21 protein-coding genes and 2 pseudogenes are annotated in these 26,153 nt (G+C 55.7%); 6 read left to right on the top strand and 17 right to left on the bottom strand.

Features of this window, described 5'->3' with window-relative positions; translation table 11 throughout:
- Window positions 1-16: 16 nt before the first annotated feature.
- Window positions 17-922: a LysR family transcriptional regulator gene (locus tag V476_RS23065; RefSeq protein ID WP_003420933.1), complete on the top strand. Its 906-nt coding sequence runs from the start codon at window positions 17-19 to the stop codon at window positions 920-922.
- Window positions 923-1,003: 81 nt separating this feature from the next.
- Here the strand turns inward: V476_RS23065 and V476_RS29490 are convergent.
- Together V476_RS29490 and V476_RS29485 are read right to left on the bottom strand one after the other, a co-directional pair.
- Window positions 1,004-1,603, bottom strand: a pseudogene (locus tag V476_RS29490) (methyl-accepting chemotaxis protein); the annotation flags it as partial.
- A gap of 255 nt (window positions 1,604-1,858) precedes the next feature.
- Window positions 1,859-2,905 (bottom strand): annotated as a pseudogene (locus V476_RS29485) (methyl-accepting chemotaxis protein); the annotation flags it as partial.
- A gap of 224 nt (window positions 2,906-3,129) precedes the next feature.
- Between V476_RS29485 and V476_RS23055 the strand changes: the two are divergent.
- On the top strand, window positions 3,130-3,636 hold the full coding sequence (locus V476_RS23055; protein WP_003318374.1) for a GAF domain-containing protein: 507 nt from the start codon (window positions 3,130-3,132) through the stop codon (window positions 3,634-3,636).
- 7 nt (window positions 3,637-3,643) lie between these two features.
- Here the strand turns inward: V476_RS23055 and V476_RS23050 are convergent, their stop codons facing one another.
- From V476_RS23050 to V476_RS23040, 3 genes are all read right to left on the bottom strand, one after another.
- The gene (locus tag V476_RS23050) at window positions 3,644-3,895 is read right to left on the bottom strand and encodes a hypothetical protein (protein WP_003318372.1); all 252 of its coding nucleotides are present in this window, start codon (window positions 3,893-3,895) and stop codon (window positions 3,644-3,646) included.
- 92 nt (window positions 3,896-3,987) lie between these two features.
- Complete coding sequence (locus V476_RS23045; protein ID WP_024959797.1) at window positions 3,988-4,827, bottom strand: TauD/TfdA dioxygenase family protein; 840 nt, start codon at window positions 4,825-4,827, stop codon at window positions 3,988-3,990.
- An 82-nt stretch (window positions 4,828-4,909) separates the two neighbouring features.
- Complete coding sequence (locus tag V476_RS23040; protein WP_235810964.1) at window positions 4,910-6,139, bottom strand: YegJ family protein; 1,230 nt, start codon at window positions 6,137-6,139, stop codon at window positions 4,910-4,912.
- A 135-nt stretch (window positions 6,140-6,274) separates the two neighbouring features.
- Here V476_RS23040 and V476_RS23035 point away from each other — a divergent pair, with 135 nt between their 5' ends.
- Window positions 6,275-6,778: a GNAT family N-acetyltransferase gene (locus V476_RS23035; protein ID WP_024959795.1), complete on the top strand. Its 504-nt coding sequence runs from the start codon at window positions 6,275-6,277 to the stop codon at window positions 6,776-6,778.
- Between the two features lie 289 nt (window positions 6,779-7,067).
- The gene (locus tag V476_RS23030; protein WP_024684113.1) at window positions 7,068-7,646 is read left to right on the top strand and encodes an ATP phosphoribosyltransferase regulatory subunit; all 579 of its coding nucleotides are present in this window, start codon (window positions 7,068-7,070) and stop codon (window positions 7,644-7,646) included.
- Between the two features lie 58 nt (window positions 7,647-7,704).
- Here the strand turns inward: V476_RS23030 and V476_RS23025 are convergent, their stop codons facing one another.
- A complete protein-coding gene (locus V476_RS23025; RefSeq protein ID WP_024959794.1) occupies window positions 7,705-8,604 on the bottom strand; it encodes a LysR family transcriptional regulator in 900 nt (299 codons plus the stop codon).
- Between the two features lie 184 nt (window positions 8,605-8,788).
- On the opposite strand from V476_RS23025, the gene V476_RS23020 reads away from it, so the two are divergent.
- Together V476_RS23020 and V476_RS23015 are read left to right on the top strand one after the other, a co-directional pair.
- Window positions 8,789-9,805: a zinc-dependent alcohol dehydrogenase family protein gene (locus V476_RS23020; RefSeq protein WP_024693156.1), complete on the top strand. Its 1,017-nt coding sequence runs from the start codon at window positions 8,789-8,791 to the stop codon at window positions 9,803-9,805.
- Between the two features lie 122 nt (window positions 9,806-9,927).
- Window positions 9,928-10,386, top strand: coding sequence for a metallophosphoesterase family protein (locus V476_RS23015; protein ID WP_017278254.1), 459 nt, complete (start codon window positions 9,928-9,930; stop codon window positions 10,384-10,386).
- Window positions 10,387-10,557: 171 nt separating this feature from the next.
- On the opposite strand, the gene V476_RS23010 is transcribed toward V476_RS23015, so the two are convergent.
- From V476_RS23010 to tssC, 11 genes are all read right to left on the bottom strand, one after another.
- A complete protein-coding gene (locus V476_RS23010) occupies window positions 10,558-10,686 on the bottom strand; it encodes a hypothetical protein (RefSeq protein WP_024959793.1) in 129 nt (42 codons plus the stop codon).
- A 59-nt stretch (window positions 10,687-10,745) separates the two neighbouring features.
- Window positions 10,746-14,249 (bottom strand): type VI secretion system membrane subunit TssM, encoded by a 3,504-nt coding sequence (tssM, locus tag V476_RS23005; protein ID WP_024959792.1) that lies wholly within the window; start codon window positions 14,247-14,249, stop codon window positions 10,746-10,748.
- Window positions 14,250-14,262: 13 nt separating this feature from the next.
- Window positions 14,263-15,150, bottom strand: a complete 888-nt coding sequence (gene icmH, locus V476_RS23000; protein WP_024959791.1) for a type IVB secretion system protein IcmH/DotU — start codon at window positions 15,148-15,150, stop codon at window positions 14,263-14,265.
- Window positions 15,132-16,463, bottom strand: coding sequence for a type VI secretion system baseplate subunit TssK (tssK, locus tag V476_RS22995; protein ID WP_024959790.1), 1,332 nt, complete (start codon window positions 16,461-16,463; stop codon window positions 15,132-15,134). The genes icmH and tssK overlap by 19 nt, the downstream gene beginning before the upstream one ends.
- A complete protein-coding gene (gene tssJ / locus V476_RS22990) occupies window positions 16,460-16,969 on the bottom strand; it encodes a type VI secretion system lipoprotein TssJ (protein WP_024959789.1) in 510 nt (169 codons plus the stop codon). Before tssJ ends, tssK begins: the two co-directional genes overlap by 4 nt.
- Window positions 16,970-17,240: 271 nt before the next feature.
- Window positions 17,241-18,785 carry a sigma 54-interacting transcriptional regulator gene (locus tag V476_RS22980; RefSeq protein ID WP_373365878.1) on the bottom strand — a complete coding sequence of 515 codons (1,545 nt, stop codon included), beginning with the start codon at window positions 18,783-18,785 and terminating at the stop codon, window positions 17,241-17,243.
- The gene (gene tssH, locus V476_RS22975; RefSeq protein ID WP_024959787.1) at window positions 18,772-21,363 is read right to left on the bottom strand and encodes a type VI secretion system ATPase TssH; all 2,592 of its coding nucleotides are present in this window, start codon (window positions 21,361-21,363) and stop codon (window positions 18,772-18,774) included. Before tssH ends, V476_RS22980 begins: the two co-directional genes overlap by 14 nt.
- A gap of 9 nt (window positions 21,364-21,372) precedes the next feature.
- Entirely contained in the window at window positions 21,373-22,380 is a 1,008-nt protein-coding gene (tssG, locus tag V476_RS22970) for a type VI secretion system baseplate subunit TssG (RefSeq protein WP_024959786.1), read from the bottom strand.
- Entirely contained in the window at window positions 22,344-24,131 is a 1,788-nt protein-coding gene (gene tssF / locus V476_RS22965) for a type VI secretion system baseplate subunit TssF (RefSeq protein WP_024959785.1), read from the bottom strand. The genes tssG and tssF overlap by 37 nt, the downstream gene beginning before the upstream one ends.
- 97 nt (window positions 24,132-24,228) lie before the next feature.
- Entirely contained in the window at window positions 24,229-24,639 is a 411-nt protein-coding gene (gene tssE / locus V476_RS22960; RefSeq protein WP_080278476.1) for a type VI secretion system baseplate subunit TssE, read from the bottom strand.
- A gap of 11 nt (window positions 24,640-24,650) precedes the next feature.
- A complete protein-coding gene (gene tssC, locus V476_RS22955; protein WP_024959783.1) occupies window positions 24,651-26,126 on the bottom strand; it encodes a type VI secretion system contractile sheath large subunit in 1,476 nt (491 codons plus the stop codon).
- Between the last annotated feature and the right edge of the window lie 27 nt (window positions 26,127-26,153).

Genomic DNA, 26,153 nt, shown 5'->3' with positions numbered 1-26,153 from the left:
AAAGCTGAGATTGATAATGGATTTGTTTCAGGCAATGCGCGTGTACGTGAAAGTGGTCGAGGCAGGCAGCCTGACGGCAGCGGCGCAAGCGTGTTCGATTTCCACCACCATGGTGGGCAATCACTTGCGCGCACTGGAGGAACGCCTGGGCGTCAGCCTGTTGCAGCGCACCACACGCCGTCAGCGATTGACGGAATTCGGTACCGCGTATTACGAGCGTTGCCTCGAGGTGCTGGGGCTGGTGGCCGAGTCCGAGCAGTTGGCCGAGCAGGCCCACGGCGACCCCACAGGTACACTGCGCATCACCGCGCCACTGACATTCGGTTCGGAAGTATTGGCGCCTGCTCTGGTCGAATTTTCGCGACGCTTTCCCGAGGTCAAGCTCGACCTGGTGCTGACCAATCAGCGTCTGGACATGATCGACAATGGCTTTGACGTCGCCATTCGCCTGGGCAACATTCCAGAATCCTCACCACTGATCGCTCGCCCCCTGCAGGATTACACCTTGACCATCTGCGCCGCACCGGACTATCTGGCCCGTCACGGCACGCCGACGCATCCAGAGGATCTTCGTCAGCATAACTGCCTGGCGTTCGCCTACCCGGCGGGAGACGAATGGCGCACTGCCGGCACACAGTGGCGTATGACTGGCGCCGACGGCGACGTGCTGGTGGAGGTAAGCGGTTCGATGGTGGCCAACACTTCCGCCGGTCTTTATCAGGCGGCTCGTGCAGGCATGGGCGTAGTGATGCTTCCGGATGCGCTGGTGCAGCGAGACTTGCAGGAAGGCCGGCTGGTTGCGTTGTTCCCCGACTACCATTTGCCCAGACGACCGACAAACCTGCTGTATGTACAGGATCGCTATCGACTGCCCAAACTGAGAAGTTTTGTGGAGTACGCGACGGGGCTTTGGGGGCGGTAAAGGCTTACCGCCGGAGGGTTAGCGGGTCGACTCCGGCGCGCAGCCTGTGCGGTGCGCGCCGGGGTTTACCGGGAATGAACGTCAGACCCGGAATCGACTGACCAGGCTCTGCAGATGCACGCCCAGACGAGCGAGCTCTACGCTCGACGCGGCAGTCTCTTCACTGGCGGAAGCCGTCTGTTCGGAGATGTCTCGCACATTAAGAACACTGCGATTGATCTCTTCGGCAACGGCGCTCTGCTCTTCGGCGGCAGCGGCGATCTGATGGTTCATCGTCTCGATCGTCGAGATTGCCTGAGTCATGTTATTGATGGAAACACCCGCATTGCGTGTCAGCTCGACACTGTTTGCAGTCAGTGCCTGGCTGTTGTCGAGGATCGTTGCCACCTGCGCCGTACGGGTATGCAGACCGCTGATCAATGCCGCGATCTCTTCGGTCGACGTCTGCGTGCGCTGGGCCAGGCTTCTCACTTCGTCAGCCACCACCGCAAAGCCTCGGCCTGCTTCGCCCGCACGCGCGGCTTCGATTGCAGCGTTGAGGGCCAGCAGATTGGTCTGCTCGGCAACGGCCTTGATGACATCCAGCACACCACCAATCTTGTTGCTTTCGTTCTTGAGCTCGTCCATCGCGGACTTGGAATGCGTGACTTCAGTCGCGAGTTTCTCGATCTGAGCAACTGCCTTGGAAACCACACCGTCGCCTTCGCGAGCTTCTTTCGATGCGTTGACCGCAGCATGTGACGCCTGCTCTGCGTTGCGTGCAACTTCCTGAACGGTCGCAGACATTTCGTGCATCGCAGTGGCGACCTGATCGGTTTCGCTCTTCTGGCTGTTGACGCCGGCGCTGGTCTGCTCGGTGACGGCTGACAACTGTTCGGCGGCACTGGCGATTTGTGTCACGCCGTCGCGCAGGCCACCAATAAGCTCGCGCAGGTTGCCGGTCATGCGCATCATGCTGCCCTGCAGCTGGCCCAGTTCGTCCTTGCGGGTGATCACCTGATTGTTCGTCAAGTCACCATCAGCGACACGCTCTGCCAGTTTCAGTGTGTCACGCAGCGGGCCTACGATAAGGTTGGTAATTATCCATGCCGCCAGGGCGCTCATGATCAACGCTGCAATCAGCCAGACAGAGAGCAGCATCTTGGCCTGACTCACATCTTCCACTCTCAGGTTGACCTGGTTCTCGGACAGCTTGTCAGCACATTCAAACAGAATGCCGATGTCTTTGGTGATGCCTGCCTGAGCCAGATCAATCCTGGCCTGCGCCGCGGTGAACTGATTCAAGGTGTTCTGATAGCTGATCACCGAGTCCACAAGATGCTTGATGATCGCCGACTGGCCATCGAAACCTTGCAGATTTTTGAACGATTCGATAACCGTATTCATCGATGTTTCCGCTGGGGCACGGTTCTCCGGCTTCAGCGAATAGGTGTAGCCACGCAAGTCAAAGCGCATTTTCTGGAACAGCGTCATCGCCTGCACGATGGCGTCGCGCTGTGCGGGAGTGCCGTCATCGGATCGGGCAATGGCGTTGAGCTTTTGCAAATCGTCAGCGCCTGCATCGGCATACTGGCCAAACACCGAACGGGTAGCCTCACGGGCAGCGGTCGCCTGCATGAGGTTGTCGTAGTGGATACGGTAATCCTTCAAGGCGTCTGCGGCAGTATTGACCAGCGGCACATTCAACGGGGAGTCGAACACCTTCTGCGCGTACTTCACATGATTTTCGAGACTTTCGAAAGCTTTCAGCCAGTTGCTGGCGCGCTCGGCGTCATAGTTGACCGAATAAGCCAATCGGGCTATCCGGACGTCCCGCGTGAGCGAGCTCAGCTTGCCGATGTCGGAAATACGCTCGCTTCGTTCACTCAGCGAGGTGATGCCTGTCCAACCCGTCAGCGCGATCAGCACCGTCAGTACGATGACCAAAGCAAACCCGAGCACAAGCTTGGACCTGACAGAAATATTGCGCAGAGTGTTTATCACAGGGAGTCGCTCTTTCGTTGGTCATCAGTGGAGTACAAGAGGCCTGTCCTTGCCAGCTAGCTATACAATCCACAAATGTCGGCAGCGAGGCTTCAAACTTTAAAACTGGCGTCAATATTTCGCTTGAAAATAAATCCTCGCAGGCGCGACCAACCCCGATGGCATTTTCATTCCAGTCAGTTAGCATGGGCCGTTACCCACACTTGGGTATTCTGGAGAAGTGCATGAGTCTGGAATTGATCGCCTCAAAAAGCAGCTTGTTGACCATCGAGGAGCGCGCTGCGATTGCCGAGATCGAGGCCACGACCAATGTGCTGCGACTTGTCACTCGCCTGACAGGCATGCGCTTCGCTGGTATCGCCAAATTTACCGACGCAGACTGGATCGCCTGTTCTGTCTATGACCCCACTGACCTGGGTATGGACGACGGCGATGTGTTCGAACTCGAGACCACACTCTGTAACGAGTTTTGTACCAATCCCCAGGCACTGTTCGTGCCGCAGATCAGCACGAACGGCCGGTATGCGAACCTGCCAGTTGTGAAGCGCTACGCCATCGAAAGCTATGCGGGCGTGCCGATCTACCTTCCCGACGGACAGCTGTATGGTGCGTTATGCGCTCTGGACTCCAGAACGACGCTGTTTGACGACCCCGATCTGGCGGAAACCCTGACCCTGTTCGCCCGATTGATCGGGTGCATTTTCTTCGCCAACATCAACGAAGGTAGCTGACCCGAGCTCACGGGCTGCCGGGCGGCTCTGCCAGCGCGTACAAGGGCATCGACTCAAGCAAAGCGCTGCTGAACTGGCCTTCGTCGAGTTGCATGCGATGTCGGGGCGGAACGGGTGTCGCAGGGTGATCGCTGTCCAGCAAGGCTTCGACAGGCAGATCGATCCCGAAATGAGGAAATGGCTCCTGAGCCACCCAACCGCCAGCGGCCAGGACCAACAATAGAAAAATACCCGCAATGGGTTCTTTGGGTCTGCACATTCTCGTTTCTCCAGTCCGGCAAAACGATCCGGCTCATGATGAGCCACTCAGTATAAAAGCCAGGGCGTCACCCGGCTCTCGCGGTCGTCGCATTACGCGAAGGGCTCTTCGCCCTGCAACTTGGTGCGGTGCATCATTCGCCCGCACTCGGGGTCATAGGCTTCGGCCCGGTGCATGGTGCCGGTGTTGTCCCAGATCACCAGATCACCGACCTGCCACGCATGGCTGTAACTGAACGCCTCGGACGTGGCCCACTCGCGAAGGCCGACCAGAATTCGCGCACTTTGCGCCAGGCTGAGGCCAACGACTTGCTGCGCGGTGCAGCCCAGAATCAGCGACTTGCGACCGGATCGGTGCTTCCAGACCAGCGGCAACTCCTTCTCGCCGATAGCCTGCATGGCCTCGAGCATCGCAAGGCCAGGCTCCGGATTGTAATAGAGTAACGATGCCCATGGGGCATGAATGACGCGCAGACCGTCGTAATGCTGTTGCTCAGCGCTCGATAACCCCTCATACGCCGCGTAAGTGTTACAGAAACCCGTGTTGCCTCCCCAACTGGCCGGCACCTTGCAGGACAACAGTGAAGCCAGAATGGGTGAATCGCTGCTCGTACCGTCTATGTGCCAGTAGAGCGAACCTTTGAGAAACTCCGCGCCTGCCGGATTCTCTTTCACATCCAGGCTGATCCGGGTGATGTTCTGCCCATCGCCGGGTTCAGGGCAGAACGTACCCAGCGTGCGAGTGAAGGCTATCTGCTCTGCATCGGAAAAATGAATCTGCGGGAACACCAGCACCCCTCGCTGCTCCAGCAGTTCCCGGATCTCCCCAGCAAAACGCCCCGACAGCAGGTCCTGCTTGCCGTTGAAAACACGCGCGCCAATGCCTGGCTTGATGGGCTCCTGCGACAGCTGAACGAGCGAAGTGGCTAACATGGTGCGACCCTCTTCATAAGTGAACACAACGGTACACTTATGAAGAAATGGAAGCAATAGCTCTGTTTTGCCGCGGGACGTTTTAAAGGGAATGCAGGTAATTACCCAAGTGATCGTGCAGGAAGAAAGCGAGCAATACTCCGATAAGCATTGCCAGCAAATCCAGCGCTCTGGCCTTGCCCCATATCGGCGTGCGCTCCCGGAGTCGAAAATACCAGGGGCCCGTACAGAGAATCAGACCCTGCCCCAGGAACCAGACAAGAGCAATGAAAAGCCCAGTGCTTAAGAGGCTGTCGTTTCTGACAATCAGAGAACCTGTCGACTGACTCAAGGCAGCAAAATAAAGGCCGACCACCCCGATGACCGCCATCGTCAGCCCGATGGGCCAGGCTGGAAAACCGCGACGCTGTACGTGCTTTTCAAGGTTCGAACAATCTCCCTCCAACAGCTCGATGGTTCTCGGCCATCCTGCGATACGCGCAAGCGTCAGTACGTCATGGCCGTTGCTGTTGGTCGCCGCAGAATCTGCCCCCATGTACAGAAGCGTGGCAACGAAATTGCAATTACCGGCGAGGGTTTCGCGATGGATCATTTGCCAGCCCGAGTCGTCGTAGTCAGTGGCCAGACCCGGATCATCCCGAAGGCCCTCTTCCACGGCACCCTGTGCGTTGAGTCCCATCGGATGCTCAAGCCGCTCCAGCTTGTTCAAGGCACGTTTATCCGATGCACTGTCCAGTGCGCGCGTAAAGCAGACCGGTGACTTGCCCTCTGCTGGCGGAACAAGCATAACGGTCCCCGCCTCACCAAAGTCCAACCCCCACGCCTGGTCATGCTCGACGCGCTCGGCCGCAGACATGCCGGACCGCAGGGCATCGATAGTGAAACCGCCGAATGCGCGACCGCCAAACACATAGACCCAGTCATTCAAGCGGTCCAGGGAAACCGACACAGGGTCCCCGGCATTTATCGAACTCACCCACACAGGCTCATTCATGAGAATGCCCGAGAGGGTCAGGCCGTCGAAATCGACATCCGTGACCCACATGTTCTCAACCGATGGGCTGTCGGGATCGGCTGAGTCAGTCGTGAAGGACACCTTTACGGCAGCCAGGTCCAGCGCTTTTACAATTCGGCGACGCTCCCAGGACATCTCGCGCCAGAAGAATCTGAACGTGCGCTGCGCACTGGCAACCGCGACACGAAAGTCCTCGCTCTCGCCTTCAACACCGTAAATTTTTTGCTCCGTCATTGGCAGGGTCATTCCTTGTTTGATGAGTGCGAACAGAATGGCGGTGTCGCGGCCCTCATTCAATTCGGCTGTTTTAAATACATTACTTCTTGAGTCACTGTGGCGCCAATCTCGATATTAGCTGCTTGCGGCGAGGATAATCCGCTGCCAAAGTGCCTCGAACGAACGCCTGATATGCAATTCAAGGAAAGAATCAACGTGCACGCCCCTGCCCCGCAAATCCTCATCCAGCGCATGGCCGACATTCACCTCGAAGGTGTCACTGCACTCTATAACGAGCCTGCGGTGTGCCGTCAGGTGTTGCAGATGCCCTATCAGTCCATCGAAGTCTGGCGCAAACGCCTGGCTGCCAGTACCGAGCGACACGTGAAACTGGTGGCGCTCCATGGCAACGAGGTGGTAGGCAGCATTGGCCTGGAGCAGTATTCGCGCAGTCGACAAAGCCATGTCGGCGCTATCGGTATGGGCGTGGCGTCGGCCTGGCAGGGCAAAGGCGTCGGCTCGAAGTTGCTGGCAACCGCACTGGACATCGCAGACAACTGGATGAACCTGCACCGGGTGGAGTTGACCGTGTATGTCGACAACGAAGCAGCCCAGGGTCTGTATCGAAAATTCGGTTTCGAAACAGAGGGCCGACTGCGCGACTACGCGGTGCGCGATGGCCTGTTCGTCGATGCCTTGAGCATGGCGCGGCTCAGATAAACCGTGTCTGTCAACACCGCGACTTGAGCGATGCGTTAAAGCATGCAAGGATCAGCCATGAATCAATTTCCCCAAAGCAACCGACATCACCACCACAGCCCGCTTCAAGGTGCTGCGGTTGCTTGTGCTCATCGATTGGCCAGATATAGATCCACGTTCTGACCCATCAGTGAAACCGACCAAGGCGCCCATGGCGCCTTTTTTATTGCCTGAAAAAACTGGAGATCATCACCCATGACCATGCTACGCGGAACCCGCATCGTGACCGGAACAGAAGCAGCAACCCTGCGTGACACAGAAAACCGTTTCCGGAGCTATCTTCATCGAAGCCGGAGCTGAGGAAGCGATAGTGCCGGCCTTATGGGGCCAGGACACCTTTATCGAAAAAGCCGGCGGCAGCGAAATCATCGGCCAGATGTGGGCCTTCGAGGACAAGGCCGGACGCCCCTGTTGCCTGATACCCGAAGCCACGGCGCTGTTTCAGGAGCGCAGCGAAGCGCTGCTTGAGGGGCGACGTGAAGCAATGTTTTTCTACGTGGCACGCTGTTATCGCTACGAGCGCCCGCAAGCCGGACGCTACCGCGAATTCACCCAGCTGGGACTGGAGATCCTTGGCCCGTCGCCGCAGCAAGCGTTGCTGCGCAGCCAGGCCATCTGCACAGGCTTTCTGGATTCGCTGGGCCTGGACTATGAACTCAATACCGCCGTGAAACGGGGCCTGAGCTACTACCTGGAAGGCAACGGCTTCGAGGTACGTTGTTCGCGCCTGGGTGCGCAGCAACAAGTGGTCGGCGGCGGTGCCTATCGAGAGGGTGCCGGGTTTGGCATCGGACTGGAGCGGCTGGTATTGGCGCTTGGGTGCGGTTGACCTCGCTTGCCCGGAAGCGTCTTGCAAAGAGGCGCTTCTCTACCCTGCTGCTCGTGTTTCAGCGCACATCAAACCAACGAAGATGGAGCTTTGGAAAATGCTCTCTCAGCCAGGCGATGAATGCTTGTACCTGTGGGGCCAGATGCGTGCGGCTCGGATACAGCACAGACACCGGACGCGGCAACGGGCGAAATTTCTCAAGTACCTCGACCAGCTCTCCGCTAGCCAGAAATGACTCCACCGCAATGCCCGGGGCCTGAAGAATACCGAACCCCGCAAGCCCGCACTGCACATAGGCATTGGACTCGTTGACAGTGATGCCGCCACGCGGTGGCAAAGCAAAATCGTCGCCATTCAACGAGAAATGCCAAGGTAAAGGCCGGTTGCTCTGGCCAGACAGAAAACTGACACCACAATGGCCTGCCAGCTCGTCCAGCGTCTCGGGTGTGCCGAAAGCTTGCAGGTAAGAAGGCGCGGCGCAGGTCACCATCGTAGCCCTGCCTATTTCCCTGACCACCAGACTTGAATCGGGCAGCTCTCCGATGCGCAGTGCGCAGTCGATACCCTCTGCGACCAGATCCACCGTGCGGTCCGTTACCCCCAGCGCCAGCTCTATGTCGGGGAATGCCCGAGTAAATCCTTTCAGGCTTTCCATGAAACTACGCTGGCTGAAAGCCGCAGGAATATCGATCCGAAGCCGCCCCCGCAGCGTCGAGCCGTTTCGGTCGAACATGGAGGTGGTTTCGGCAAGATCAGCCAGATTGTTCTTAACTCGCTCGTAAAAACGCTGACCTTCCGCAGTGAGTTTGACGCTGCGGGTCGTACGTTGAAACAGTCGAACATCCAATGATGCTTCAAGGTCCTGAATGATCCGGGTCACATGTGGACGCCCGACCTGCGTGGCATCCGCCACTTTGGTAAAACTGCCCAGTTCGGCAAGTTTCACGAACACCTGCATCGACTGTAAAAGGTCCACCGACGAATCCCCCCAGAAACACAAACCGAGCCATTGTTGCCTCGCAGGATAACAATCCTGTCGATTTCCGCCCATTTATCTGCAACAGCGTTTTACCAACAATGACCTCAGCGGCTACAAGGCAGATGCCCCTGTGCGCCCCCACATGATTTGCTGGAGACATTAAATGAAAGCGTGGCTGTTAAAAGACTTCGGGCTCGAAAATCTGGTTCTTGGAGACGCTGAAACGCCAGTTCCCAAAGCGGGTGAACTGCTGATCAAAGTCGGTGCTGTATCGCTCAACTTCCGTGACAAAGCGATTGTCGACGGCATCTATGAACCGCATCGCGTTCCCAAGCCACTCATTCCGGTCAGCGATGCAGCGGGTACTGTTGTGGCGGTAGGCGAAGGCGTCAGTCGCTTTGCGGTAGGCGATCGAGTGAACTCGCACCTCTACTCACGCTGGATCGATGGCCCTCCAGGCCCGGACGAACCGGACTATTGTTTCGGCTCGCCTTTGCCGGGCGGCTTGGCCGCCTACATGATCATTCATGAACAAAGTGCAGTCCGTGCACCCGATGCCATGTCGGATGAAGAAGCCGCTACATTGCCGATTGCCGCATTGACGGCGTGGTATGCGCTGGTTGATTTCGGTCAGGTAGAAGCTGGACAGACCGTCCTTGTGCAAGGCTCAGGCGGCGTGTCGATCTTTGCCGCTCAGATCGCGACGGCATTGGGTGCCAACGTCATTGCGACCTCCAGCAAGGATGAGAATCTGCACGCAATGAAGGCGCTGGGGACAGTCGCTGGAGTGAATTATCGAACCCATCCCGAGTGGGCAGACGAAGTCCTCAAACTCACCGATGGCAACGGGGTCGACCTTTTGCTGGACGTGGCAGGCGGCGACGGCATCAACCAGTCGATTGCTGCAACCAAGGCAGGCGGGCGCATCGCGCAGATTGGTTTCCTGACCGGCCAGACCTCGGCACTGAACCTGATGCCGATGATCTTCCGTCAGACCACCTTCCGCGGCATTGCCGTAGCACCTCGCTCGTCGTTTGAGCGGATGAACGCGTTTCTCAACGAGCATAAAATTCGTCCGGTGATCGATCACGTTTACCCTTTCGAACAGGCTCGCGAGGCTTATCAACACTTGGCCAGAGGTGCATTTGGCAAGGTAGTGATCAAAGTCGATCAGGCCTGACAAGGGCTTGAGGCTGCGACGCGCGAGAACGTCTCATGCGTCGCAGACTGCGTTCGCCTGTCAACCATTCAAACTCAACGGGTTACACTGCACCACTCCCCCGCCGCAGACCGAGGCCCCGTATGAAAGTTGGTGTAATTTCCGACACCCACGGACTGCTCCGTCCTGAAGCCATCGCTGCGCTACAGGGCTGCGCACAGATCATCCATGCCGGTGACATCGGCAGCCAGGATATCGTCGAGCAACTGACCGCCATCGCCCCGCTGCACATCGTGCGCGGCAACAACGACATGGATGCAGACTGGGCAAAACCCATCGCCGATCACCTGCGCTTCGACATCGACGGCTGGCAAGTCCTGCTGGTCCACGACATCGCCGACGTTCCAGCGCTAGTTGATGACAGCGTGAAACTGGTCGTGACCGGCCACTCGCACAAACCCCTCATCGACTGGCGCGGCGACACGCTGTACCTGAATCCGGGCAGCGCCGGACGGCGGCGTTTCAAACTACCGGTGACGCTGGCGCTGCTTGAGGTGAGTCCGGATGCGATTGAGCCGAGTCTGGTGCAGCTGGTTGACTGAAACACAGGGCTAAGGCTGCGTATTCCTTCACGCAAAAACGGGGTTTCGAGCAATGATTATCGTCCCCAGGCTCCGCATGGGAATGCAGTTCGTGACGCTCCGCGTCACCCTGAACGCAAGACTCATCCCTGTATCGATAAACGCTCCGAATGCCGATGCAACACAGGACCTCTAAAGATCCTGCGACATCAGATAACGCTCCTTGCCCCACGCCTCAATACGCTCCAGAACCCGCCAACCGCGCTTGGCGTAGAACCTGTGTTGATCATGGGTATGCGGCAATGCAGATAGACCTTGCATGGCTGCAAACTCATGCAAGGCCCTTTCTATTAATCAGCATTACAGTTCATTAACTGGCATCAAAGCTGCGCAGGCATACGAAAATCGCGCAACGCACTCATATCAAACGGATTGGGTGCCCGCTGGCTCGACAAAAGATAGTTGGCGCGCATACCGCCCACGTCGGCCTTGAGCAGCAGAACATCGCGCCCTTTCAAAGGCTCGATCTGCATCAGCTCCAGAAGGCGAAACAGCGACCAGGGACCGGTGTTTTTTTCAATCCCCAGTGGCCTGCCAACCATCCCTTCCATCACCAGACTCGTACGCCCCTCTTCAGCATCAGCAGGCCATTTGAACAAGGTCGGAACGATGGGGCCATGCCGATACTCCAGTGACTGCTCGCCTAGCCGGAACTCTGCGCGGCGAACATTTGGGTCGAGCGTATAGGGTTCAAGGAAAAACTGCACCTGCGGTTCTGGCGTACGATGGGCAAAGAAACTTTTGCGGATTCGATGCACACCCGCCATCTGATCCAGATAAGCACGGCTCATGGGCAGGCTGTAGCCGTCAATGCTGCGCAGTTTGTATCGCCCCGGATCACCATTGACGAAAGGTTTCAGGTAATTATCAAAGAAGCGCTCGGCTATCCCCTGCGAGCCGAAGAACTCGCGAAAATCATTAAGCGCCACATCACTGCTGCTGTGTGCATGAAACGGATAGCGCTTGTCGAGAGACTGCTCATAGAAACTGTAAAGCTCGGCCTTGTAGCGCTGGTTGAGGTACCGATGAGACTGATACAGCACGAAGCTCCAGGTGTCCTCCGCAAGCGTATTGAACAACCCGCCCAGAGGCTGCGCCAGACCGGTCGCCGCGTTGCGCAGGTTGCTCAGTGCATCCCGCTGTCCAGACATCCGTCCCTTTGCCATTTCGTAGGCAGCAAGATCGGGCTGACCTGAGCGCCCCAAAGCAGCCATTTGCATCTGCAACTCATTGATCGCGTTCAATGCGGCAATCAGTTCGGGAGTCGGACCATTATCCCCGTCCAGTAAACGGTGTAAGGGATCAAAACGGCGCTGCAACGATTTCTTTGCCGTCCCGGGCAGACTGACGGTCACCGTCTGCTCAACTTTATCGCCAATCGCGGCCACTTGAGTAACTGGCGATGGTCGCGATACAGCCTTATCAGCTTCAGCCTTCATTGCGTCGAGACTGTCTGCAAGGACCGGAAAAAGAGTGTTGTCACGTACTTCGATCAGTAATTGCAACAACGGTGAATGGGCTGCCGTCAGCCCGGCCATCTGCACAGCAGCCGCACCAGGCCCCTCGAAGGGTTGCAGCGAAACCCGTCCGATCGCTTCGGCCCAATAATCGGCATAATCCCGGAAATAGAGCTTTTCCAGCTCGACCATCAGCACCCGCAGCTGTTGTGCATCGAACTGCGCGCCTTCACCCAGAACCCAGTTGTCATGCATGAGTTCGGTCACTAAACCCGTGCCACGAGTGACGAAATACTGCTCATAACCATGGCGGGTGTAGAGCCCGGGAATTCGGTAGTCAGTACCCGCCAGTAAACCTGCCTGAGGGCCGACGTGGTGGGCCAGACTGTAGTCCGGGAGTGTACTTGCCCTTTCGCGCAATACTCGATAAACGACGCTGGCAAAGGACTCGTTGCGCAGAACCTGTCGAGCCTGTGCCACTAACGCGTCGTTTACAGGGTAGGCAAAGGACTGAGCAAGCAGACGTTCGAAATGCTGAGTCAGCTGGTTCTGAGCCTGCGCATGACCGATATAACGAACTGACCAGTCGGTCGCTACCCACGCTTTCAGCGCAGAGGGTTCCCGGTGCTCGTCCTTGACCAGCATCAGGTAGGCACGCAGGCTATCCAGCAACTGCTCGCGATCCCCCAGACTAGCCATTATGCGCGCCTCGATCATGTGGGCCACGCGTGGCAGCAACTGCCTCTGCAGCTCCGCATGATAGGTGCGCCTCAGAACATCGTTGGCAGGCTTGCCCTGATAGAGGCCACTGCGTTCATACAGCCCGACCTCATCGCCTTCCGGAAATACGCGAACCGCCAGATAAAGCGTGTTCAAGCTATCAAGGACCGTCAGCAGATCGTCCTCGGCGCCCAGTGATGATCTTTGGTGGGCCCATTGCTCGCCCAGAACACGCAGCCTTTCCAGCCGATCATGATTGGCACTGAAACCGGTCGCCCACAGCACACCGAACACAGACAAGAACAACAACGCCGCGCAACACATACCCCGCTGACGCCACTGAATCTTTCGGCGTGCTGTTTTATCGAAAATCGCGAGATCGGCCTCAGGGAAAATCACATGCCGTAGCAGATCATGAATAAACCGAGCTTTCCCGAGATAGCGGTTCGGTGATCCGGTGTCGCTTTCCCTGTCAGAGGGCTGATCATTCTGAAGAAATTGCGGCGCTCGGGTCAGGTAAAATCCACGAAACTGACTGGCACGCTGATAGCGATTTCCGGAAAATGCCAGCTCGACAAAGACGCTCAGTCGATACGCGATGCCTCCAAGCTGGTTGGGGAACTCAAGCATTTCGCCACGGCGTCGGCTGTCCCGCTCCTGATGAATGCGAGTGATAACCTGACTGCCAAGGCGTTGCAGCAAGGCATCGAACGCCTTGCCAAGAACATCGACGTCACTGCCTTGCTCGCCCTGCCGGAACGTAGTGCCCAGGACCTGTTCACTTTCTTCCCGGGAGAGTTGATCGAAAAAGGCGTCGAAGCCTGCAACCGAGTCGGCTTTGGTCAGTACCAGGTAAACCGGCACATCGACATGCAACTGATGAAATATGTCGTCCAGGCGAGCCCGCACGTCTTCGGCGATTTTCTCCAGACGCTTGTCGTGCTCGTCAAACAAAGTGTCGACTGGCAGTGTTACCAGCACCCCGCTGAGTGGATGCGCGCGGTGGCGGCCTCGCAACAACTCCAATAACGTGGTCCATGCACTGCCGTCGACCTCGGGCACGGGCTGCTCAAAATAGCGCCCGGATGTGTCCAGCAGAACTGCCTGCTCAGTGAAATACCAGCCACAACTACTGGTGCTGCGCATATCGTGCGTCAACCTGCGCCCGCGCCTGTCCAAGGGAAAATCGAGCCCGGAAAAATCCAGCAGACTGGTCTTGCCGCTACCTTTGGGGCCGATCACTGCATACCATGGCAGCTCATTCCGGCCCCGAGTACCCAATACGCCGTACAGGTCCGAATCCTTGAGCACGCGCAAGGCATCCCTGAACCGCCCCACAAGTTCCAGGCGCTCTTTTTCTACCGCGACAGTTCTACGCAGATGCTCCTGACCTGCCGGGCTTTCCTCCGCCTGCCTTTTCTGCAAGCCGCGGCGCCAGTTAAAGAATACAACCCCGAGGCCCCAAATCAGCAACAACATGCTGATAGTTGCAAGGCGCGCAACGGGACTCTTCCAGAACCTGTTATCAGCCATCGCCAGCAATGGCCCGAATATCCAGATACAGGCAGCCAGCGTCAGTACCAATAGCAGCGACCAGAACCAGCTGCTGCCCAATAGCGTCATGAGTTTTTTTAACAAGATTTTCACTGCATTTCTCATTTCAAGACCGCCGCTCAATGACTACCGCATCCGCTGACTGATAAGGCCTGAGTACGGCCTCACGCTGCTCGCCGAGTACCCAGGCAAATCCGCAATACAGCGCGGTCAGGCTTATAGCGGTAAACAACACAACCAGCCACGCAGGCATAATGCGCAGCCGGTCGGCTGCGCCGGAGCGCGCGCCCTGCCAGTGAGGCGAAAGCGTTCGCGAAACGTCGCCTCTTACGTGTTTTATCTGCAGATAGAGGTTATGCCGGATATCTTCCAGCTCGTTGCCATTGCGACGATGGGAGCGGTACTTCCCCTCAAAACCGAGTGCCAGGCACAGGTACATCAACTCGAGCATCGAGAGATGCCTGAAAGCGTTTGCGGAGAGCTTTTCAAGCAGTTGAAAGAATTTTTCGCCGCCGAAGGTTTCCTTGTGAAAGCGGCTTAGCAGACTGATCTTCGACCAGTCACTCTGGCTACCCCAAACGGTGTTCAGCACAGCTTCATCCACTACCGTACACAGTACATAGCGCGCGGCCAGCATTTGATCGTTTGCTATCGCGTTTCGCCTTGCCCTGGCTTCGAACAGTTTCACCTGGTCGGAAAGCTGTACGTTCAGAAGATGGATATCCCCAACGTCATCTGCTGCGCCCAGCTTTGCCACCTGAGCCAGCAGTTCGCTGGCTGCAGCAACCAGTGGATTGACGTGGCTACCGGCCTTTCTTTCCGATACTCGCCGAGTGCTGCAGAGCAACTGCTCCTGCAGACCTTCGAAAAGATTCGTGTGGTGGGTGTCGGTGAAGTAGCCGCTTCCCGACTCGGTATTGTCCCGGTCGAACGCAGCATGATCTTCGAGACCGCTTTGCACATCCGCCACCCTGTTCAATTTCTGATCGCCCAGAACTGCAGTTCAAGACCGGGAAACTCCCCTGATACATGGAAAGCGAACCCTCCCGACTGATCGATCCCGGTCTGCTCCCGGTCATCGACATCGAGAATGAAATAGCTCTTGGCAGCATGAAACGGTATTTGCCGAGGCGCCACAGGCAGAGGCCTGATGCGTAAGCCTGGCAAATGCAAGCTCACCAACTCGCGAATACGTTCTACCGAACCGACTTTAAGATGCGAAGGCAGTCGCAGACGCAGTTCTTCAGCATCGCAATCTGCACGGGCAGCAATAATGAATGAGGCATCCCCCAATAGCTCACGATCCACCCGAGGCGAAACCAGAACTCCATATTGTCGAGGCTGCAACTCCAGTTCCTGAGCCTGCTGTTCGAGAACCATCGACAGCATCTGACGAATCTCGAACATTACGCCTCTGAATGTGCCGCCCTGGTCATTGTGCTGATAAGTAACCTCCAATCGAGGACGTCTGCTTTCACCGCCAAATGTCGATAACTCGCCCAACAGCGACAGCAGTGCGCGGTATAGCTCTTCAGGGTGGAGGCTTCGAATATTGAGATAGTGTTGAAAAACCAATGCATTGCGATTGATCAGCTGCAACATCATCAAATCGCTTGCCTCTGCGCCACTGGCCTGACCACGAACACCGATACGTTCGGCAATCACGTCACCACGGTGATTCAGCAGACCTGCCACTTCCCTCAGGCACGACATCACATATCGGGAACCGCTGGCGTTGATAAAGGCAGGTGAAAACTCGAGGTCCAGCGAAAGCGACTTGTCAGGACTGCAGATCAGAATGTGGCAGACCTTAAGCATGCTGTAGGTGTGCTCTCCCTGGGGCTCCCCCATAAACAATCGGAACTCTGGGCGGGCGCACAAAACTGGCGTGGAACGGTCTTCACCCGCGTTTGAATCGCGGATGCTCGTTGAGTAGCTTGTAAACCGTGCGACCACATCCGGCTGTTCGTGACTGCGCGACTCAATGCAATTACCTGCCATGATCGGCAGTGCCAGGTACACCGACACGTTTGAAGTATTGGGAGGAATATCCAGCGCCAAAGGACTTTCATGGCCGCGTATATCGAAGACACTGCCATCCGGCAGGATGCCCGAGGCCTGGGCAATCACGATCTGCCCTGAACCCAGAAATTGCGGATCAATTTCCAGGGCTGTAAAGCCCCAGTTGTAGGCGCCTGCCAACCGAGTCCGAATCCGCAACTGATCGTCATAGTAACGATCATGATGCTGAAAGTGCTGCGGGCGAAGCAGCATGCCTTCCTGCCAGACAACCTTGTGCGAATTCATAGCGACTTTCCTGTGCGTGTTGGTCTGTCTGCCAGTTGAAGGCCGGAATCCCCCAATACGAAAACAGCACTGTTCTGTTGGTTGGGGAAGATTTGAATCACCTGACGCCAGCGGGTCTCGGACACGTTGCGGTAAGCCGCGAGCACCGCGACATAACGACTGCTGTCGTCGAGTTTCAGCTTCAACTCAATACTGTCGCCGGGACGAAGTTGGAACTCCTCACTGGCCACCAGATCATTTCCCAGTACCTGCCCGGTACGTTTATAAAGCGAGAGAAAATCCATGCTCTCAAACGTGACGGGACGCCGAAGTTCAAGCAGCTTGAAAACAACCGGAGACGGTCTGCCATTCACATCGGGATTCAGTCGATCATCCGCGTTCAGTCTGATATCCAGACGTGTTTGCGTTGAGTACGGCGATAGTGCGGAGCAACCCGAGATCAAAACCAGGAGTACTATCAGTACCTTTTGGAAGACTCGGGTAACACAAGAGCTAACCGAGATCATTTCTGGAAATCCTGACGCAGGGCCGCAATCGAAAAAGCATGCGACGCTGGCATCTCTTTTTCATGCATCGAATCCTGACGCAACGCATTCAGTGGGATAGAGGGTTCTGGACTGCCCAGCGCGCGGTATTGATCATCACTGAACTTGAAATGACCTTTGCACCCTCCGAGGCAAATCAGCGCAACGAATGTGATAGGCACAGTGCGCCAACAATGAAAGTTCATTGGAACGTCTCCAGACAAGAAATTAACTAAACGTGATTATTGAATGGCTAGGTACGCCGTCCATGAGCAGCACCGATCTTCAGATGTGCCAGGCGATAAAGCAGCGTGCGCCGCGACACCCCCAACGTGCGTGCTGCAAGGCTCCGGTTACCGCCGCTATCGCGCAGACTCTCAAGCAGAACGCCACGCTCGAACTGTTCGATGCGCTCACGCAGAGAAAAACCAACCGGATGGCTTGGCGAGTCGGCGGCAACGGGAAAATGTTCCGATCGCAACTCCCCGTCTTCACATAACAATACTGCACGCTCGACGAATCCCTTCAGCTCTCGAACGTTTCCAGGGAAGGCATAACCCGATAACGCACTCAACGCGGCTTCCGACCACTGCACAGGCTCTCGCCGTGAATTCTGGCAAGCTATGCCGGAGAAATGCCGGGCCAGTATTTCGATGTCTTCCACGCGATGACGTAGCGGAGGAAGCTCGATAGGGAACTGCGCCAAGCGGTAGTAGAGGTCTTCTCGAAAGCGCCCTTCGGCGACCAATGTCGGTAGATGGCGATGAGTCGCCGCGATGATTCGCACATCCACCTTACGAACGTCGTTGCCGCCCAGTGGACGAATCTCGCCCTCCTGCAAGACCCGCAAAAGCTTTGCCTGTAATTGCAGCGGCATATCGCCAATTTCGTCGAGTACCAGCGTACCGCCATCAGCTGCGTCGAACAGGCCAAGCCGATCACGATCGGCGCCGGTAAACGCGCCTTTGCGATAACCGAAGAGTTCGCTTTCCAGAAGAGCTTCTGGAAAGGCGGCGCAATTCTGTACCACGAGCGCGTTGGAGCGACGAGGCCCGTGTTCGTGAATGGCACGAGACACTATCTCCTTGCCTGTACCGGTCTCACCGGTCAGCAACACTGTGCAGGTACTGTTGAGAATCTTGCTCAGCAGATGGGTGGTTCGATCCAGGGCAGCGCTACGCCCTATAAGTCCAAAGCGCTCTGCCTGCAGGGCGCACCTGCGCGGATGAAGCCTCGCGCCCACTGGCCCGGCTGATGAATGCAGAACGGATAATTGAGAAATCACAAACGACCCTAGCGCGCCCAGGGATTCTGCGTAGCCTTCCAACTCTCCAGAATGCCTGCTCACACAGACCAGCACCCCGACAGTTGTCCGCTCACGATTGTGCAGCGGAACGCACAGCAGTGATTTCCACTCTTGCGCCTGTACCGGTAAAAAGCTGGTTCCGTAAAGACTGCTGCTGATTTTCGGCACGCTGACAACCCGGTTCTGAAGCAGACAGAACTGCAGTAAAGGCTCGTCCCGATAGTCTTTAAGTGAAGTCGTTTCCTGGTCAGGCTGAATGACGCTGTCGATGGCTTGCGCAGCAAGGCAGAGGCGCTTATGGCTCGCGTCGAGCAGAAACAACTGGCTTGCCTGACAGTTACTGAGCTCGGCAGCAGATAGTACAAAATCATGCTGCAACGACTGGCTGTCGGCTGATCGGGAGAGCGCCGAGTATCGCGAAACCAATGTTTGCGCATAGCCTAATGGGTCGTGTAACGAATGAAAGGACGAGACCACCTTATTCGAACTCACAGACAACACCACCTGAACTGTCCAGTGTTGCGTGAACCCTGACGACTTTGTCACCACGGCTCATGGCGCCAAGTAAATGGTCTGCTATCAAAGGGGTCAGACTGGACTCCAGTAACTGATCGATCAGCCGGGCGCCGCTGTCGTCTTGCGTACACTGTTCAAGCAGATGACAAACCAGATCATGCGAATGGCTGAAGGTCAGGCCACGGGATTGAAATCTCTCGCCAAGACGAACCAGTTTTAGCTCGACCAGTTCACGCAGCGCCGACCCCATGATCGGGTAATAAGGCACAACCCGCATTCTAGCCAGCAATGCCGGTTTGAAATGCGCACTCAGTATCGGTTTCAGCCTGGTTTTCAGTTCTTTGACATCAGGTCGTCTGCCCTCGTGGCAGCTTGCATGGATCAGATCGGCACCTAGGTTGGAGGTCATCAGAATGAGTGTGTTGCGGAAATCGATTTCCCGGCCCTCTCCGTCGTTGGCCGTGCCTTTATCGAAAATCTGGTAGAACAGATTCAGTACATCCGGATGAGCCTTCTCCACCTCATCGAGCAGAATGACTGAATACGGTTTGCATCGAACGGCATCGGTCAACATGCCCCCTTCGCCATAACCAACATAGCCCGGAGGAGCGCCGATCAATCGGGAAACGGTATGCTTCTCCTGAAATTCGGACATATTGATCGTTGTGAGAAAACGCTCGCCGCCATATAACAGGTCAGCCAGAACAATGGCTGTTTCCGTCTTGCCCACTCCGCTGGGTCCGACCAGAAGAAATACGCCTGTTGGGGCACCGGGTGCATTCAAATCCGCAGCCGATGCCCGGACTGCCTTTTCAATGGTCAGCATCGCCGGTTCCTGACCCCGGATGCGCATACGCAGTTCTGAGGAAAAGCTGTTGATTGCCGAACTGTGCTCCTGAGCCAGACGCGATACAGGAATCCCGGTCCAGCCACCCACTACTTCAGCTATCAGCCTGGGGCATACTTCAAAGCTCACGAGACGGTCGTTCAGTTGAGTATCGCTCAAGGTCTGTCTAACCTGGGTCAACTCGGACTCGAGCGCGCGTATGGACTCACACCCACTCGCCTCAGCCGACTGTGCTGCTCGTTCAGCCAGTTGTTTGCGCAATTCCAGCAGACGCTCGACGACTGCCCGTTGATCAGCCCACCTACACTCCAGCGCTACAGCCTCGCTCTGCAGCCGTGACAGATCGGAAGCCAGCGTCTCCAATGCCTTGTCATCAACCGACAGACCGGCATTGGCATCACGCAGCACTGCCTCGGACTGCCTCTGCTGACGCGCCATCTCGCTTCGTAGATATTCAAGACGCTCCGGCACGGCGACCAGACCGATTCGTGCTCGAGCGCAAGCTGTATCAAGCAGATCGATTGCCTTGTCCGGCAACTGTCGCTCGGTGATATAGCGCGCCGAAAGCCGGGCGGCGGCGACTACAGCATCATCGCGCAGATAGACACCATGAGTACGTTCATATAGCGGAGCAAGCCCGCGCAGAATGGTGATGGCCTGCTCTACTGTAGGCTCCAGCACCCGGACCGGTTGAAAGCGGCGTGCAAGCGCCGGATCCTTTTCAAAGTATTGCCTGTACTCGGCCCACGTCGTCGCTGCAATTGTCCGTAACTCGCCGCGTGCCAACGCCGGTTTCAACAGATTGGCCGCATCCGAACCGCCCGCCTGCGCGCCGGCGCCGATGAGTGTGTGGGCTTCATCGATGAAAAGAATAACCGGCCTGGATGAGGATTTGACCTCGTCAATTACGCCCTTCAAACGACGCTCGAACTCGCCCTTGATACTGGCACCCGCTTGGAGCAGCCCCATATCCAGAGACAGTAATTCAATGTTTTCTAATAGATCGGGGACTTCCCCGTGAACGATTTTAAGCGCCAGCCCTTCGACAACCGCAGTCTTGCCGACACCCGCCTCGCCCACCACAATGGGATTGTTCTTGCGTCGACGAGACAGGATATCGATCATCTGACGCAGACAGTCATCACGGCACAGCACAGGATCGAGCAACCCCTCCCTGGCCTGCTGCGTCAGGTTATGAGTGAAGCGTTCGAGCAGCGAATCACATTGATTCACTGACGGTTTTGTTACCTCCGGCATCTGTTCGGCAAGGGCATGATCGCGAAAGCGCTCGATATTAATCTTCGCCAATAATGGCTGGTATGGACGGTCGGCGTAGCGCAAGGGATTACGCAGCAAGGCAAGAATCAACGCAGACTGATCAATCAGGCTTTGGCCCAGATCCAGATTGGCAATCAACAGCGCGTCCTGAAGCCATTGAACAAGTTCAGCAGAAAATGCCGGGCTCCGGGTAGCACTTTGCTCGACCGGCGGGTGAAGAAACCCTGCAAGTTCGTCAGCCCCAACCTCGGCGTCCAGTAGCGCACGGGCAAGCATTCCATCAGGTCTTTCCAACAGGGCAAGCAACAGGTCTTCAACCAGAATTTTGCTGCTGCCTCTCGAAACGCATCGTTCGGCCGTTCCCTCCAGTTCTCCGCGTGTAGGCGCATCGAGGGCATTGACGAGTTGCTGCAAATCTACATCGATCATGAGTCGTCCTTAATGTATCGGTCTGTTGAGCATGACCAGACCCAGGGCATGCTCGCGCCCGAGCCATGTGGTCCAGCCCAGGTGACAGGTGTTCGATTGGCCAATGCGCAGTTCTCTGATGTCTTCATGGCGCAGCTCAAGACAAACGTCGTAGTCCAAAGGGTCGCGCAATGTGAATCGGACAAGAGCGCCCAACGGACGGTAGCCAGGGCCGATGGGTAAAAATTCGTGGAACCGCTCCCAATCGAGTTCTTTCACGTGGACGCGGAACTTGCCACTCCGATCAGGGACCCGATTACCCAGCACAACAGCGCGTCCTAACTGATGATTGGTCACTCCAAGGCAATTAAGCTGAACGCTGCGAACATCGACGGTTCGCTCAACGCACTGCTCGATAAACAGCTGAGCGTGCTTGAAGTAATAACGAAGCACCGACTCGATCAAGGCAGCCGAATGAGCGCGCAGGCTCAAAAGCCCCAGATAGGGCAACAGCCGTTTCCAGTTCAATTCGGGAGTTTCGCGAATGCGCTGCCCGTGCAGGCCGATCAGTGCAAACAGCTGTTCGGAAAACGGATCTGTCGCGCCACGGGTGAACATGGCGTGATAGCGATACTTGCGCCATACGGGGAGCATTAACATCTGCAATCGACGATTAAAGATATCCAGAAAATCGCGAGTCACATTAGGCTTGTCCCGCTCACCCAAGGCTTGTTCAGCATAAAAAGCGGGTAATGGAGAGCTGGAACCGACCAGGCTCATCACATTTAGATCAAGTCGTACGTGCAACTGACCCTGCTCGTAAAAAAGCTCCATGCATTCAATATCACTGCCAGGAAATCCAAGACCCGGATTTGCCCGCAATTCGAGAAAATCATGAACGCGGTGCTCATCCGTATCCGGATGGATTTCACGCAAAGTATTGAGAATCAGCGGTATCGCCTGATAAACAGAGTAACGCCGTATGTCCTGACTCAGCCTGGCTAAAGCAGCGGTTGCATACCCATGCGCGGTGCCCATTCGTATCCTCCACCTTGTGTGCTCTTTACATGCAGTTCGTGAAAGGAATTCAGGCTCGCGTAGAGCGCAAAGAATTCGTTGAGGACGGAGGCGAACAAGAACAAGCTGCCCTCCCCTGCAAAGCCGTCAGGTTCGACGGTCAACTCCGTCCTGACTCCCCTTACAGGCAGCCCGTCATGCAGGCAGTCGATATGTTGGTGCCGAATGGACTTCAACCCGCCCAGGAGATGCTTGCTGACTTTCTCTGCCTGCGAATCGTAATACCGAGGCAAATCGTACGTTTCGAGAATCACTTTCAGCGCTTCGATATTTTCGAGCGACAAGTAGTTGAGCGACATGTTGCTGATCACACGCCAGAAAAAATCCCCGTTCATGGGTGGCGCAAATGTTTTTGTGGCAGGCGATATATTTCTGAAACGCAAAAAGTCAGGGGTCCCCTCACATGGTTTACATAGGCCTCCTGCCTTGATGTGCCACGGAAGGTCACCGTTAGTGCATGTCATTTCAATAGACATTGTCTCGTCAGTTCGCCCCGCTCGAAGACCGAAGCTTAAAAATGTATCGAGCCCCTTGTGTTGCAGGGAAGTACGATGCCTCACGCTGTAGTAAGGCGAGTTAGTATCCACATCGACCGCAGCGTCATGTTCAAACGATTCAAAGGGTACGTAATTCTGATAGCCCAGCCCTCCAGGCTGCCAGCCAACAACCTTATCGACCGAGTACACACCACAACCGCCGTGTGCGTAATGCGCAGGAATGAGCAGATATTCGTCCTGCCGGGCATCCGCAAGAATGGGCAAGGCATCCTGTTTGAACAGGTTCACGACCGGCGTGCAGTAAAGCTTGATGTTTTCGAGGGTAGGACGAAGGAGTTGCATGTCCTTTCCTTGCACATCAAAAACAAGTTGTAACCCGCGCGCGCGCTTCAGCAGGTCGTCAGTCAATGAGTGAATGACATCGAAACCGATAACGTCGACAAAAAGGAACTTCTCAGGGAAAAAGAAATACTCTTGCAGGTAGCGATAGCCCCGAAAGGTATTTAGTGGGTAAGGAATCAACGACTCCTCTTCAGCGAAGCCTACAGGTTTCACTTGCTCCACAGGAATCATCAGTTCGATCGCTTTGCCTGAAGAGTTCAGTAACGGTTCGCCCATCGCATCAAGAGGCAATAATGTGATGCCCTTGAGCTTCTGCATCATCGCGAAGTAAATAGCTTGGCTGACGCGACGCTCACCCGCCAGGTGCAAGCGCAACTGACTGAACTTTACCTCGCCTAAATGGCTGTCTCCATTCATCGCCAGACACAGCTTCAGCGTTGTCCCGCCCCCGCTTGACGAACAATAGAGGTGAGTCAGTTTCAACGGTAATACCTGAGTGGCAAAGCAGGTACGGAAATGGCACACCTGATCATTCACTGGTTCGCTTTCTACAGGTGTTGCTCGCTCCACCACGAAACCCGGGCCGGAGCCGTCCAGAGCGTCAAACTGAAGCATGCTCACCGAGGGCAGAGGTCGAAGGTAATTGGGCCATAACAACTGCATGAGGGAGTGGGTCAGCTCAGGTAAGTCTTCATCCAGTTTTTGACGCAAACGGCCCGTCAGGAAAGCAACTCCCTCGAGTAAACGTTCTACGTCCGGGTCCTGGCCCGCCTGCCCTAAAAAAGGAGCCAACGCCGGATTACGTTCGGAAAACCGACGTCCAGACTCTCGAAGAGCCGTCAGTTCTTCTTGATAATAGTGGTTAAATGACACCGTTTTTTCTACCTGGCCGATCGTAAATCGATAATGAAAAATCTGGGTGTAAAACTGTGGATAATTGGCGCACCGCTTCGCGAGGCGAAAAACATACTCAAACAATGCTTATTTTGCCGTCGCCACCGAGCAGTGCAGAAAATCGAATGGACTTCTTTACACCTGCAATGTCCAGAGCCGCACCGATCGAGAATGTTCGCCTCAGCAGACAACCTTCGTATTCTTCCACCGTCACGTGAACATCGAACAATCGTGGTTCATATGTTCGAATCATCTTTTCGATGATCATGCGAGAGTGCCTAAGCGTATCGTCAAGGCTCAGCCCCATATTGTTCAAGTCAGGCAAACCATAATCAGGCAGCATCTTTACGCTACCGGCTCGCCTACCCAGCATCTTGGTCAGATGAGCCGATATCGACATCATTAACTGCTCCTCTTTGTCAAAAGACTGCTGTTGCAGTACGTCACCTGCCAGGCGTTGAAAGAGGCTACCTTTTGGATTCATCATCAACAGATGTTCTACTCTTTATCCATTTTGCCCACCAGCGACAGCGTAAAGTCAGCGCCCATGTACTTAAAATGAGGACGAACATTTAGACTGACCCGGTACCAGCCGGGATCACCCTCCACATCACTGACAATGACCTGTGCCGTGCGCAGGGGCCGTCTGCCACGTACTTCTGAACTCGGATTATCCTGATCCGCAACGTACTGACGTATCCATTTGTTAAGCTGACTCTCCAGGTCCGCTCGCTCTTTCCAGGAACCTATCTGCTCTCTCTGCAGCACCTTGAGGTAATGTGCGAGGCGATTGACGATCATCATGTAGGGCAGTTGAGTGCCTAGCTTGTAATTAAGCTCGGCTATTTTCCCCTCTGGATTGTTGCCAAAAAACTTGGGCTTCTGTACTGAGCTGGCAGAAAAGAATGCCGCATTGTCGCTGCCCTTGCGCATGGTCAATGCGATAAAGCCCTCTTCCGCCAGCTCGTATTCACGACGGTCAGACACCAGTACCTCAGTCGGAATCTTGGTCTCGATTTCACCCATACTGTGGAAGTGGTGTAAAGGCAGGTCTTCAACAGCACCTCCGCTCAAAGGGCCAATGATGTTGGGGCACCACCGAAATCTGGCGAAGCTGTCTGTCAGCTTGGTAGCAAATGCATAGGCCGTATTGCCCCACAGATAGTGCTCGTGGTCGTTCGAGACGTCTTCCTCATAGGCAAACGTCTTCACCGGATTTTCCTTCGGCCCGTAGGGGCTGCGTAAAAGAAAACGCGGTACTGTCAGTGCGAAATAACGCGCGTCTTCCCGCTGCCGAAAGCTTTGCCATTTGGCGAACTGCGGCCCTTCGAAGTGATCTTTCAGATCCTTTAGATCGGGCAGACCGGTGAACTGCTCAAGCCCGAAGAAATCGGGGCCCGCAGCCGCAACAAAAGGTGCATGCGCCATGCAGGCAACGCTTGAAACGTACTGCATGGTCTTGACATCGGGAGCGCTTGGCGAGAAGAAATAATTAGCAATGATCGCGCCCACGGGATTACCGCCAAACTGACCATATTCAGCGGTATAGACATGTTTGTAGAGGCCCGATTGAACCACTTCAGGCGAGCCTTCAAAATCGTCCAGAAGATCTTGCTTGGAAACACTTAACAACTCGATTTTTATATTTTCGCGGAAATCGGTTCTATCAATCAGTAACTGCAGCCCGCGCCATGATGCTTCCAACGCCTGAAACTCTGCATGATGGATGATCTCGTCCATCTGGCGACTCAGCTTGACGTCAATCTCGGTAATCATCCGATCAACCAGCGCTTTTTTGACTGGCTCATTGTTATTACGCGGTTTCAGCAGTTCTTCAATAAATGCAGCCACCCCTCGTTTGGCAATACCATAGGCGTCGTCACAAGGCTCTAATCGGGTATGTGCAATAATCTGATCGAGAATTCCATGGTGAAGCTCACTTGCATCGCGCTGCGGTATGGCTTTTGTGTTCATATGTTAATTCCTGACAATGGGTCCGAT

The organism is Pseudomonas syringae KCTC 12500 (assembly GCF_000507185.2).
In the GTDB taxonomy this organism is placed as follows: Bacteria; Pseudomonadota; Gammaproteobacteria; order Pseudomonadales; family Pseudomonadaceae; genus Aquipseudomonas; species Aquipseudomonas syringae.
The sequence above is the reverse complement of the archived record's forward strand: the minus strand, read 5'-3'. Positions and strand labels throughout refer to the sequence as shown.